The sequence below is a fragment of the Kribbella qitaiheensis genome (assembly GCF_014217565.1).
Classification (GTDB): Bacteria; Actinomycetota; Actinomycetes; order Propionibacteriales; family Kribbellaceae; genus Kribbella; species Kribbella qitaiheensis_A.
The window spans coordinates 7,917,726-7,930,873 of sequence record NZ_CP043661.1 but is presented as its reverse complement, the minus strand read 5'-3'; the positions used below and the strand labels follow the sequence as shown (position 1 = coordinate 7,930,873).

The 13,148-nt window shown below is 62.3% G+C and carries 6 protein-coding genes and 3 rRNA genes; 2 read left to right on the top strand and 7 right to left on the bottom strand.

Going from position 1 to position 13,148, the window contains the following annotated elements; genetic code table 11:
* The first annotated feature begins 577 nt into the window (after positions 1-577).
* Positions 578-1,405, top strand: coding sequence for a hypothetical protein (locus tag F1D05_RS37445; protein ID WP_246486288.1), 828 nt, complete (start codon positions 578-580; stop codon positions 1,403-1,405).
* Positions 1,406-1,407: 2 nt separating this feature from the next.
* Here the strand turns inward: F1D05_RS37445 and rrf are convergent.
* The 7 genes from rrf to abc-f all read right to left on the bottom strand — a co-directional run bounded on the left by rrf (position 1,408) and on the right by abc-f (position 12,070).
* A 5S ribosomal RNA gene (gene rrf / locus F1D05_RS37440) occupies positions 1,408-1,525 on the bottom strand.
* Between the two features lie 165 nt (positions 1,526-1,690).
* Positions 1,691-4,817: ribosomal RNA gene (locus F1D05_RS37435) — 23S ribosomal RNA — on the bottom strand.
* A gap of 479 nt (positions 4,818-5,296) precedes the next feature.
* Positions 5,297-6,814: ribosomal RNA gene (locus F1D05_RS37430) — 16S ribosomal RNA — on the bottom strand.
* Together the 16S, 23S and 5S rRNA genes form the textbook arrangement of a ribosomal RNA operon.
* Positions 6,815-7,637: 823 nt before the next feature.
* Positions 7,638-8,729: an ABC transporter ATP-binding protein gene (locus F1D05_RS43365; RefSeq protein ID WP_428994987.1), complete on the bottom strand. Its 1,092-nt coding sequence runs from the start codon at positions 8,727-8,729 to the stop codon at positions 7,638-7,640.
* Between the two features lie 19 nt (positions 8,730-8,748).
* A complete protein-coding gene (locus F1D05_RS43360) occupies positions 8,749-9,531 on the bottom strand; it encodes an ABC transporter transmembrane domain-containing protein (RefSeq protein ID WP_428994986.1) in 783 nt (260 codons plus the stop codon).
* Positions 9,532-9,623: 92 nt separating this feature from the next.
* Positions 9,624-10,394: an enoyl-CoA hydratase/isomerase family protein gene (locus F1D05_RS37420; RefSeq protein WP_246486287.1), complete on the bottom strand. Its 771-nt coding sequence runs from the start codon at positions 10,392-10,394 to the stop codon at positions 9,624-9,626.
* Positions 10,395-10,471: 77 nt separating this feature from the next.
* Positions 10,472-12,070 carry a ribosomal protection-like ABC-F family protein gene (gene abc-f, locus F1D05_RS37415; protein WP_185444939.1) on the bottom strand — a complete coding sequence of 533 codons (1,599 nt, stop codon included), beginning with the start codon at positions 12,068-12,070 and terminating at the stop codon, positions 10,472-10,474.
* Positions 12,071-12,185: 115 nt separating this feature from the next.
* On the opposite strand from abc-f, the gene ypfJ reads away from it, so the two are divergent.
* Positions 12,186-13,097: a KPN_02809 family neutral zinc metallopeptidase gene (gene ypfJ, locus F1D05_RS37410; RefSeq protein ID WP_185444938.1), complete on the top strand. Its 912-nt coding sequence runs from the start codon at positions 12,186-12,188 to the stop codon at positions 13,095-13,097.
* Positions 13,098-13,148: the final 51 nt, after the last annotated feature.

Genomic DNA, 13,148 nt, shown 5'->3' with positions numbered 1-13,148 from the left:
GTTCCCCCTCGATCCCCTCGCGGTCAGCCTTTCCCGGTCTCGCCGGATCAGGCCGCCGGCGGACCAGCAGGTGACAAGGAAGTCACGTGGGCCGGGTCGGGTGTGCCGGGTGTGCCGGGGGTGGCGCGGCGGGGTGCAGGAGCGCGGTGGACGGGGTGCGGGAGCGTGGGGGGTGGGATGCGGGAGCTTGGCGGACAGGATGCGGGAGCGTAGCGGACGGAGCGCGGGAGCGTGGCGCACAGGGCGCGGAAGCGTGGCGGACAGGATGCGGGAGCGTGGCGGACGGGGCGCGGAAGCGTAGCGGACAGGGCGCGGAAGCGTGGCGGACAGGGCACGGAAGCGTGGCGGACAGGATGCGGGAGCGTGGGGGGTGGGGTGGTGGGTTTGGGCGGGAGGCTGCGGAAAGGGGACCCGGTGGGTAAGGGTGACCTAGGTGTCGTTCACACTGGTGGGGTGACGTGTCAGTTGTTCCGCTCGGATCGTTCACGCCGCGTAAGCGGAGCCCTGGCCAATCCCTCACCGGTCGGCGTACCGTCTGCCGGGCGGGGCCAGCCGGCAACTGAGCGGAGGGCGTGAGATGGCATCTTGGCTACTACGCGCCCAGTGGACGCACCGTGACGAAACAATCGAGCATCGGGCACTCCGGGTAGGACGCACGCTGACCGCCGTCGCGGTCGCGTTCCCGGACGTCCACCTGTGGACCCAGGACGAGCGCTGGGGATTTCACGTCCTCGAGGCCGACGCCACCACTCCGCTGCAGGAGATGGTCGAGGCGACCACCAAGGTTCTCTCGAACGGTTCCAGCACCACGCGGCTTCACCTCCAGAGCACCGGCGACCTGCCCTGGCTGTTCGACCTCTCGATGGGCGGCACGCTCACGACAGCATCGGACCAGCTGACCCTGCACTGGAGTGACGACGACGCCCTGATCCAGTCAGAGCGCTTCGCCCAGGTCCTCCGAGCCGTGGTGACGATCTGGGAGCCCGAATGGGCCAGCATCGCCGACACCGAACTGGCAGCAGCCGCCGGCGTCTTCCGCCGCGGCATCCCGATGATGGGCTGGCTGACCTACGTCCGCGGCCTGGTAGCCGGTGCCCACGGCATCGACATCAACCTGACCCCCTTCGAACGAGGCACCCTCCTCCAGGCCCCCCGTCGCTCCCGCAGACCTAACCCCGGTCCACGTCTGCGCCGCGGCAGCCCTAGTAGGCATAGCCCCCGAAGGCCCCTAACAGCCTGCAGGACCACAAAAGGGACCGCGGACACGAAATACATGTCCACAGTCCCAAGTACGCATCCAAGGAACAACTATCTGTTCCGAGCGCAGAGTCCGCTGCTCTCGGCCGGCGACACTGCTGGCACAAATGTTAAGGGCCACCCGTGTGGGTGGCCCTTAACAGTGTGAATGTCCGGCGACGTCCTACTCTCCCACGACCTCCCGGTCGCAGTACCATCGGCGCTGAAGGGCTTAACTTCCAGGTTCGGAATGGAGACTGGGTGTTTCCCCGACGCTATGGTCACCGTAACTCTATAGAAATATCAACCAACCACCTGCGGGTCACCATCAAGGGCCGTTCACGCACTTTCGTGTGTGTCTGGTCTTGTGGGCTGGGGGTTGACCGTATTCCGGGAACCGTATAGTGGACGCGATGCATAAACGCAGAGGTTTGTTGACCACACGTGGTGGTGTTGAGACAAGCCCTCGGCCTATTAGTACCAGTCAGCTCCACACCTTGCGGTGCTTCCACCTCTGGCCTATCAACCCAGTGGTCTACTGGGGGCCTTACCCGATTAACTCGGTGGGAGACCTCATCTTGAAGCGTGCTTCCCGCTTAGATGCTTTCAGCGGTTATCACTCCCGAACGTAGCCAACCAGCCGTGCTCCTGGCGGAACAACTGGCACACCAGAGGTTCGTCCACCCCGGTCCTCTCGTACTAGGGGCAGCCCTTCTCAAGTCTCCTGCGCGCGCAGCGGATAGGGACCGAACTGTCTCACGACGTTCTAAACCCAGCTCGCGTGCCGCTTTAATGGGCGAACAGCCCAACCCTTGGGACCTACTCCAGCCCCAGGATGCGACGAGCCGACATCGAGGTGCCAAACCATCCCGTCGATATGGACTCTTGGGGAAGATCAGCCTGTTATCCCCGGGGTACCTTTTATCCGTTGAGCGACGGTGCTCCCACATGCCACCGCCGGATCACTAGTTCCGACTTTCGTCCCTGCTCGACATGTCTGTCTCACAGTCAAGCTCCCTTGTGCACTTACACTCGACACCTGATTGCCAACCAGGCTGAGGGAACCTTTGAGCGCCTCCGTTACCTTTTAGGAGGCGACCGCCCCAGTCAAACTACCCACCAGGCACTGTCCCTGATCCAGATAATGGACCGAAGTTAGACAGCCAGAACAACCAGAGTGGTATTTCAACGATGACTCCACCCGAACTGGCGTCCAGGTTTCACAGTCTCCCACCTATCCTACACAAGTTGTACCGACCACCAATACCAAGTTGTAGTAAAGGTCCCGGGGTCTTTCCGTCCTGCTGCGCGTAACGAGCATCTTTACTCGTAATGCAATTTCGCCGAGTCCATGGTTGAGACAGCGCCCAAGTCGTTACGCCATTCGTGCAGGTCGGAACTTACCCGACAAGGAATTTCGCTACCTTAGGATGGTTATAGTTACCACCGCCGTTTACTGGCGCTTAAGTTCAAAGCTTCGCCGGCCTAAACCAGCTAACCTGTCCCCTTAACGTTCCAGCACCGGGCAGGCGTCAGTCCGTATACATCGAATTACTTCTTCGCACGGACCTGTGTTTTTAGTAAACAGTCGCTTGGGCCTGGTCTCTGCGGCCATCAACGCTTCCCCCAGCAAGTGAGGTAACGTATCCGGCCCCCCTTCTCCCGAAGTTACGGGGGCATTTTGCCGAGTTCCTTAACCATGGTTCACTCGATCGCCTTGGTATTCTCTACCTGATCACCTGTGTCGGTTTGGGGTACGGGCGGCTCTAACACTCACTACGAAGTTTTTCTCGGCAGCATGGGATCATCCACTTCCCCTGAACGGGTCCGCCTCGGTTCTCAGGCTGTATGAGACACGGATTTGCCTATGCCTCGCCCTACCACCTTGCCCGCGGATCAGCTTGCGCCTACCATCGCCGCGGTTGGACTGCCCTCCTGCGTCACTCCTCAGTGCACCTAATACCAGTTCGGGTCAAAACCTCCATACCTCAACCCGAAGGTCTCAATACTTCAGTTTCTTAGCATCACCAGGTTCGGTCGGGTCGTGTTAATGCCGGTACGGGAATATCAACCCGTTGTCCATCGACTACGCCTGTCGGCCTCGCCTTAGGTCCCGACTTACCCAGGGCAGATTAGCTTGACCCTGGAACCCTTGATCATTCGGCGGACGGGTTTCTCACCCGTCATTCGCTACTCATGCCTGCATTCTCACTCGTGCAGCATCCACAACTAGATCACTCTGCTGCTTCACACGCTGCACGACGCTCCCCTACCCATCCACACACCTGGACACCAATCAAGTCGGTGCCGGGTACAAGTATGAATGCCACAGCTTCGGCGGCTTGCTTGAGCCCCGCTACATTGTCGGCGCGGAATCACTTGACCAGTGAGCTATTACGCACTCTTTCAAGGGTGGCTGCTTCTAAGCCAACCTCCTGGTTGTCTGGGCAACTCCACATCCTTTTCCACTTAGCAAGCGCTTAGGGGCCTTAGCTGGTGATCTGGGCTGTTTCCCTCTCGACTACGGAGCTTATCCCCCGCAGTCTCACTGCCGCGCTCTCACTTACCGGCATTCGGAGTTTGGCTGATTTCGGTAAGCCGGTAAGCCCCCTAGACCATCCAGTGCTCTACCTCCGGTAAGAAACACGCGACGCTGCACCTATATGCATTTCGGGGAGAACCAGCTATCACGGAGTTTGATTGGCCTTTCACCCCTATCCACAGGTCATCCCCCAGGTTTTCAACCCTGGTGGGTTCGGTCCTCCACGCGGTCTTACCCGCGCTTCAACCTGCCCATGGATAGATCACTCCGCTTCGGGTCTAGAGCATGCGACTAAAGCGCCCTATTCAGACTCGCTTTCGCTACGGCTACCCCACACGGGTTAACCTCGCCACACACCACTAACTCGCAGGCTCATTCTTCAAAAGGCACGCCGTCACACCCACACAAGGTGAGCGCTCCGACGGATTGTAGGCAACCGGTTTCAGGTACTATTTCACTCCCCTCCCGGGGTACTTTTCATCTTTCCCTCACGGTACTAGTCCGCTATCGGTCACCAAGAAGTATTTAGGCTTAGCGGGTGGTCCCGCCAGATTCACACGGGATTTCAAGAGTCCCGTGCTACTTGGGAAAACACTCGGAAGTCACTGTCTTACATCTACGGGACTATTACCCACTACGGTCCAACATTCCAGCTGGTTCGACTTCAACAATGATTTATAACTCCCTGACCCCACGGCATTAAGGTCTGAATGCTCCCACAACCCCACATACGCAACGCACGCCGGCTATCACACGCACATGGTTTAGCCTCATCCGCTTTCGCTCGCCACTACTCACGGAATCACTATTGTTTTCTCTTCCTGCGGGTACTGAGATGTTTCACTTCCCCGCGTTCCCTCCAGAACCCTATGTGTTCAGGCACTGGTAACTGGCTTTAGAATGCCAGCTGGGTTTCCCCATTCGGACACCCCCGGATCACAGCTTGGTTGCCAACTCCCCGGGGCTTATCGCAGGCTCCAACGTCCTTCATCGGCTCTTGGTGCCAAGACATCCACCGATTGCCCTTAGTAGCTTGTCACACAACAACAACTACAAAGATGCTCGCGTCCACTATACAGTTCTCAAAATACGGGCAGGAAAACCAGCCCCAACCACCACCTACCTCGAACAACCCCACCCCCAGGGAAAACTCACCCAGAAGAAGAATCATCACCAGCGGTTTGGTGAAGACTGGCCCCAGCCACACAACCACACCGCAGCGATCCGCAAAGATCCACCAACGGTGTAGCAAGTGACCCAGAAAAACCGATCCAACCTGTTACCAGGATGGCCCGATTCCTCAGGACCCAACAGCGCGCCTCGGCACTCCACTCGACTCCACACACGTTCCACGCTCCCGATTCCGAAGAATCGTTCGCAGTACTAGCCTGCTCGGTTCCGTTTCATGCCTAATGGTCAATGTTCCACATTCCGAAGCACCGTCGCCTAAGAACGGATGTCTTAGAAACGACGAGTAGACACCAGCCTCTTACGAGCCCTGGCGTCAATGCTCCTTAGAAAGGAGGTGATCCAGCCGCACCTTCCGGTACGGCTACCTTGTTACGACTTCGTCCTAATCGCCAGCCCCACCTTCGACGGCTCCCTCCACAAGGGTTAGGCCACCGGCTTCGGGTGTTGCCGACTTTCATGACGTGACGGGCGGTGTGTACAAGGCCCGGGAACGTATTCACCGCAGCGTTGCTGATCTGCGATTACTAGCGACTCCGACTTCATGGGGTCGAGTTGCAGACCCCAATCCGAACTGAGACCGGCTTTTTGGGATTCGCTCCACCTTGCGGTATCGCAGCCCTTTGTACCGGCCATTGTAGCATGCGTGAAGCCCTGGACATAAGGGGCATGATGACTTGACGTCATCCCCACCTTCCTCCGAGTTGACCCCGGCAGTCTCCTATGAGTCCCCACCATAACGTGCTGGCAACATAGGACGAGGGTTGCGCTCGTTGCGGGACTTAACCCAACATCTCACGACACGAGCTGACGACAGCCATGCACCACCTGTATAGGACCCTTACGGACCCCCCATCTCTGGAGGATTTCCCTATATGTCAAACCCAGGTAAGGTTCTTCGCGTTGCATCGAATTAATCCGCATGCTCCGCCGCTTGTGCGGGCCCCCGTCAATTCCTTTGAGTTTTAGCCTTGCGGCCGTACTCCCCAGGCGGGGCGCTTAATGCGTTAGCTGCGGCACGGAGGACGTGGAATGTCCCCCACACCTAGCGCCCAACGTTTACGGCGTGGACTACCAGGGTATCTAATCCTGTTCGCTACCCACGCTTTCGCTCCTCAGCGTCAGGTAAGGCCCAGAGAGCCGCCTTCGCCACCGGTGTTCTTCCTGATATCTGCGCATTCCACCGCTACACCAGGAGTTCCGCTCTCCCCTGCCTACCTCTAGTCTGCCCGTATCGGAAGCAGGCTCGGAGTTGAGCTCCGAGTTTTCACTCCCGACGTGACGAACCGCCTACGAGCCCTTTACGCCCAATAATTCCGGACAACGCTCGGACCCTACGTATTACCGCGGCTGCTGGCACGTAGTTGGCCGGTCCTTCTTCTGCAGGTACCGTCACTCTCGCTTCGTCCCTGCTGAAAGAGGTTTACAACCCGAAGGCCGTCATCCCTCACGCGGCGTTGCTGCGTCAGACTTTCGTCCATTGCGCAATATTCCCCACTGCTGCCTCCCGTAGGAGTCTGGGCCGTGTCTCAGTCCCAGTGTGGCCGGTCGCCCTCTCAGGCCGGCTACCCGTCGACGCCTTGGTAGGCCATTACCCCACCAACAAGCTGATAGGCCGCGAGCCCATCCCCAACCGCCAGAACTTTCAACCCCCCGCCATGAAGCAGGAAGTGATATCCGGTATTAGACCCCGTTTCCGAGGCTTATCCCGAAGTTGAGGGTAGGTTGCTCACGTGTTACTCACCCGTTCGCCGCTCGTGTACTCCCGAAAGAGCCTTACCGCTCGACTTGCATGTGTTAAGCACGCCGCCAGCGTTCGTCCTGAGCCAGGATCAAACTCTCCGTTGAAATCTATATATCAACCCACAAACCCGAAGACCTGTGAATGGATAGACTACTTTGAGTGATCCTTTGATATCTCAGAAACAATCAAACTGACTTGAATCATAATTTCTCAAAGGAATCCGAACACGAACAACAGACAACCCCACACCCAAAATCCCGAAGGGACCAGGGCGGATCAGGATCATCCAATGCCGTGAAACGGGTTAATGCTAAATTTCGGCATTGACTTTCGGCACGCTGTTGAGTTCTCAAGAATCGGACGCACACCGCGCCCAAACACTCTCGTGTCAAGCTCCGGGGCAACCCGCCAAACATTACTGTTTCATCCAGGGCCAGTCAAATCAGCCACTTTCCGACACAGCCACCCCGCGTCTCAGCAACCGAAGCCCCACCACAGGCGCGATTCGGCTACAAGAACCTTCAGGGAGTCCGAAGCGACCGGCCGCTTCCGCGTCCCGCACTCGCTCCAACAAGAAGAACACTAGTGTGATTCGCGCGAAAAGCAAAATCGGGCCCTACGGGGGCCCGACAGCTAGTGAATCAGGAGGGCAGCGTAGGTCAGGCCGCCTGCCAGCGCCGCGAAGAACAGTGAGAGCCCGGTGCGCAGGGACTGCTCGCCGGGGTCGCCGTAGTGACGGCCGTCCTCGGAGTGGTAGGCCCGCTTGAAGCCGGCCTAGCCGATGCCCAGGACCAGTGCGAACCGGATCATCCGAGCCTCCCTCACCCCAAGACAAAGCCACCGCTCGAGCCAACCCGGTGCCCCTGTGCGAACACGGTCATATGTATCCGGCACCGCGGGCATCGCATGTCCCCTACGTAGGGGCGACTACACGCCTGCCGCGGAGCCTGTCTCCGCGAACTGGGTGCGGTAGAGCAACGCGTACTCGCCGTCCAGCGCGAGCAACTGCTCATGCGTCCCGCGTTCCACGATGTTGCCGTGGTCAACCACGAGGATCTGGTCCGCGTTCCGCACGGTCGACAACCTGTGGGCGATCACCAGCGACGTACGGCCCTCTAGGGCGGTGTCCAGGGCCCTTTGCACCGCGACCTCCGACTCCGAGTCCAGGTGCGCCGTCGCCTCGTCCAGGACCACGACGTGCGGTGCCTTCAGCAACAACCGGGCAATCGCCAGTCGTTGGCGCTCTCCCCCGGACAATCGGTGCCCCCGGTCCCCTACGACCGTCTCCAACCCATCGGGCAATGTCGAGACCAGGTCCCACACCTGCGCCGAGCGGAGGGCCTCGATCATCTCCCCGTCAGTCGCGTCGGGCTTCGCGTAGGTCAGATTCGCCCGGATGGTGTCGTGGAACATGTGAGCGTCCTGCGTCACGTACCCGATGGTGTCGTGCAGCGACTGCAAGGTCACCTCACGGACATCTTGACCACCTACCTGCACCGAGCCGTCAGTGACGTCGTACAGGCGGGCCACGAGGTTCGTGATGGTGGTCTTGCCTGCACCGGACGGACCGACCAGGGCGACCATCTGGCCGGCTTCGACGGAGAAGCTGATGTCGTCGAGCACCTGCGAGGATGCTCGCTTGTCGAGCACCGCCACCGACTCCAGGCTGGCCAGCGAGACCTGCTCGGCCGTCGGGTAGGCGAACGAGACATGATCGAACGTCACCGTCGACGCGTTCTTGGGAAGCGCCCGCGCATCAGGGGCGTCCTTGATCATCGGCTCGAGATCGAGCACCTCGAAGACCCGCTCGAACGACACCAGCGCGGTCATCACGTCGACTCGCACGTTCGAGAGCGCGGTCAACGGGCCGTAGAGACGTCCGAGCAGAGCGACCAGGGCCAGCAGTGTCCCCACCGTCAGCGTCTGCCGAACGGCCAGGTTGCCACCCACGCCGTACACGAGTGCGGTCGCCAGCGCGGCGACCAGCGTGAGCGCGGTGAAGAAGACCCGGCCCAGCATCGCGATCCGGATCCCCAGGTCACGGACCCGGCCCGGAGCGCTCGCCGAACTCGCTGTTCTCGATCTCCGGCCGTCCGAACAGCGTCACCAGCAGAGCGCCGCCGACGCTGAATCGCTCGGTCATCGCCGTGGACATCTCGGCGTTCAACTGCATCTGCTCGCGCGTCATCGCCGCCAGCCGACGGCCGAGGTACCGGGCGGGGAGCAGGAAGACCGGCAGGATCAGGATCGCCACAACGGTCAGCTGCCAGCTCAGCACCAACATCGCGCCGACCACCAGAATCAGGCTGATCACGTTGGAGACCACGCCCGACAAGGTCGAAGTGAAGGCCTGCTGCGCACCGATCACGTCGTTGTTGAGGCGGGAGACCAGCGCGCCGGTCTGGGTGCGGGTGAAGAACGCGACCGGCATCTGCTGCACGTGGGCGAACACCTTGGTACGCAGGTCGTAGATCAGGCCCTCACCGATGCGCGCGGAGAACCAGCGCTGCATCAATCCGAGAGCGGCCTCGACCACTGCCAGCAATGCCACGATCAGAGCCAGCGCGGTCACCAGGCCCGCGTCGCCCTTCGTGATGCCGTCGTCGACGATCTTCTTGAACAGCAGCGGCGACGCGATCACCAGGAACGCCCCGAGGATCACCAGCACCAGGAAGACGCTGATGTGCAGGCGGAACGGTCTGGCGAACTGCAGGATCCGCCGCAGCGTGCCCTTCGTCAGCTTCCGGTCCAGGACAGACGCGTCCTGCCGGCGCCAACCGCCCGCTCCGCTGCCGCTGCCCATTCGCATTCCTGATGACATCCAGTCCCCTCCCGGCACTCAACTCGTCAACCTTGACAACACTTCAGGTCAACCGAATCTTCCCGCCGCCATGCCGCGCGGAGCACCGCCGATCAGCCGAAGGCGGCGATCAGCTCGTTGAGGCGCCGCGACTGCGCCTCTCGCTCGTACCTCAACTGCTCTTCGTACGGTCGGTCAGCGGCGCCCAGCAGCAACGCCTTGGTCTCGCGCACAGCACCCACCATCGGCGACAGCACGGCGTCCGACAAATCCTTCACCGTCGCGGCCAACTCGTCTGCTGGTACGACGATGTTCGCCAGACCGAGTTGGAGTGCTTCCTCGGCCTCGACCCATCGCGAGGTCACGCAGATCTCGAGGGCTCGTGAATACCCGACCAGCTGGACGAGCGGCTGGGTGCCGCCCAGATCGGGAACCAGCCCGAGGGCGGGCTCCCGCATGCTGAACTTCGCATCCGGCGTCACCACGCGCAGATCGCAGGCCAGTGCCAGCTGGAAGCCTGCTCCGACCGCGTGGCCCCGCACGGCGGCGATGCTGATGATCTCCGGCTTGCGGAGCCAGGAGAAGCCGGCCTGGAAGTGCGAGATCAGCTCGTGCAGCTCCGGGGCAGGCTTCGCGCCGAGCGTGAGCAGCGGCTCCTGCCCGTCGACCGGCTCGCCCATGATCAGGTTGCGATCGAGGCCGGCCGAGAACGAGGGGCCCTCCCCCGAGACGACGACGAGGCGCACCTCGTCGGGCAGCGAGGCGCCGAAGTCCGACAAGGCGCTCCACATCGCCGGAGTCTGCGCGTTGCGCACCTCCGGCCGGTCGAGCACCACCCGGGCCACAGGCCCGTCCACCGACAACCGCAGTCCGAGATCCGTCATGCCTAGGAACATACGCGAACCGAAGGCGGTTTCCGTGAGGTCCTTGTCACCCTGTGGATAGACCGCGGTGGCCGGGGTCAGGCGAGGGAGACCAGGTCGGCATAGTCGTTGGTCCAGAGGTCTTCTACGCCGTCCGGGAGCAGCAGGACGCGTTCTGGCTCGAGAGCTTCCACGGCGCCCTCGTCGTGGGTGACGAGGACGATCGCGCCGGCGTACGAGCGGATCGCGTTGAGGACCTCGGTCCGCGAAGCTGGGTCGAGGTTGTTGGTGGGCTCGTCGAGGAGCAGGACGTTCGCGGCCGAGACCACCAGGGTCGCCAGCGCCAGGCGGGTCTTCTCGCCACCCGACAGGACGCTGGCCGGCTTGTCCGAGTCGTCGCCGGTGAACAAGAACGAGCCGAGCACACTGCGCGCCTGGGTCTCGTTCAGATCAGGAGCGGCCGACTTCATGTTCTCCAGGACGGTCCGGTTCACGTCGAGCGTCTCGTGCTCCTGCGCGTAGTACCCGAGTTTGAGGCCGTGCCCGTCGATGATCTCGCCGGTGTCGGACTTCTCGATCCCCGACAGCACCCGGAGCAAGGTCGTCTTCCCCGCACCGTTGAGACCCAGTACTACGACGCGCGAGCCGCGGTCGATCGCCAGGTCCACGTCGGTGAAGATCTCCAGCGACCCGTACGACTTGGACAGCTCCTTCGCCATCAACGGCGTCTTGCCACACTGAGCCGGCGTGGGGAAGGAGATCTTCGCGACGCGATCCGTCGCGCGCACGTCGTCGAGCGACGCCATCAGCTTCTCGGCCCGCTTGAGCATCCCCTGGGCCGCGGTCGCCTTGGTCGCCTTGGCCCGCATCTTGTTCGCCTGGTCGATCAGCTGGGTCGCCTTCTTCTCGGCGTTCGAGCGCTCGCGCTTGCGCCGGCGCTCGTCGGTCTCCCGCTGCGTCAGGTACGCCTTCCAGCCGACGTTGTAGACGTCGATCTCGGCGCGGTTGGCGTCCAGATGGAAGACCCGGGTAACGGTCTCCTCCAGCAGGTTCACGTCGTGGCTGATCATGATCACGCCGCCGGGATAGCCCTTGAGGAAGTCCCGCAGCCACACGATCGAGTCGGCGTCCAGGTGGTTGGTCGGCTCGTCCAGCAGCAGCGTCTCCGCCTGCGCGAACAGGATCCGGGCCAGCTCGACCCGCCGCCGCTGACCACCCGACAAGGTGCCCAGCGGCTGACCCAGCACGCGGTCGGGCAGGCCCAGGTTCGCCGCGATCCGGGCGGCTTCGGACTCCGCCGCGTAGCCACCGGCCGCATGCAGATCCGCTTCGGCCCGCTCGTACCGGCGCATGCCCTTCTCGCGGATCTTGTCGTCGGCGCTGGCCATCGACTTCTCGGCGTTGCGCATCCGCCGGACGACCTCGTCCAGACCGCGGGCGGCCAGGATCCGGTCCCGGGCCAGCATTTCGAGGTCGCCGGTCCGCGGGTCCTGCGGCAAATAGCCGATCTCACCCGACGAGCTGACCGAACCGCTGGCCGGCAGTCCCTCACCGGCCAGGATCTTCGTCAAAGTGGTTTTGCCGGCGCCGTTCCGGCCGACCAGGCCGACCTTGTCGCCCGGCCCGACCCGGAAGGAGGCAGGCGCGAGTAATTGTCTGGCCCCGACACGTACTTCGAGGTTGGAGACAGTGATCATCGCGGGCAGGCGTCCTCAAGGTTGGGGAAGGTCGGGCAGGTCGCGGAGTGGCGGGTCGAAAGCGCAGCGTCACAAGACGGCAGGATCCCCCGCACCGAGGTCTAGTGTATGTGCTGTGAAATTCAATCCAGACGCCGACTTGGACACCAGCGGTGTCGAAGACACCCGCGGCAGCGGCGGCGGTGGCGGCGGTCGGCTGCCGAGCGGGATGGGGATCCCGGTCGGCGGCGGCATCGGCGGCATCATCCTGCTCGTCGTCATCCTCCTCCTGAACGGCGGCCTCCCCGGCGGTGGCAGCGACAACAGCGACCAGCCCGTGGCGCGCAACACCGCGCCGGGCAACCTGGACTCGTGCAAGAAGGGCACGGACCTGACGTCCAACCCTGAGTGCCGGTTCGTCTTCTACCAGAACTCGATCGAGGGCTTCTGGGCCGCCGAGCTGCCCAGGCGCGGCAAGAAGTACACGAAGGCGCCGCTGCGGGTCTTCGACGGCTCGGTGAACACCGGCTGCGGCCCCGCGACCAGCGCGGTCGGGCCGTTCTACTGCCCGCCGGATCGCCGCGTCTACCTCGACATCGGCTTCTTCCAGACCCTCGAGCAGGAGCTCGGCGCCAAGGGCGGCAACTTCGCCGAGGCGTACGTCGTGGCGCACGAGTACGGGCACCACATCCAGAACCTCTACGGCATCCTCGACCGGATCAAGACCCGCGAGGGCCCCACCTCGGACTCGGTCCGCTCCGAACTCCAGGCGGACTGCCTGGCCGGCATCTGGACCAACCACGCCACCACGGTCCCGGACAAGGATGGTGACAAGTTCATCAGCGGCCTGACTGAGGACGACATCAGCCGCGGCCTCGACGCCGCCGCGTCCGTCGGTGACGACCGGATCCAGAAGCGCGCCCAGGGCCGGGTCTCCCCCGAGACCTTCAGCCACGGCACCGCCGAGCAGCGGATGAAGTGGTTCAAGACCGGCATGGACTCCGGCGACATGACCGCCTGCGACACCTGGTCCGCCAACCCCCTCTGACCCCACCAAACAAACCAGCGGCCCCGGGAGAAGATCTCCCGGGGCCGCTGT

Coding starts and splice junctions, on each gene's coding strand:
- F1D05_RS43365 (WP_428994987.1), bottom strand. CDS start 8,729: ATGCTGGGCCGGGTCTTCTTCACCGCGCTCACGCTGGTCGCCGCGCTG.
- F1D05_RS37420 (WP_246486287.1), bottom strand. CDS start 10,394: ATGACGGATCTCGGACTGCGGTTGTCGGTGGACGGGCCTGTGGCCCGG.
- abc-f (WP_185444939.1), bottom strand. CDS start 12,070: ATGATCACTGTCTCCAACCTCGAAGTACGTGTCGGGGCCAGACAATTA.
- F1D05_RS37445 (WP_246486288.1), top strand. CDS start 578: ATGGCATCTTGGCTACTACGCGCCCAGTGGACGCACCGTGACGAAACA.
- F1D05_RS43360 (WP_428994986.1), bottom strand. CDS start 9,531: ATGTCATCAGGAATGCGAATGGGCAGCGGCAGCGGAGCGGGCGGTTGG.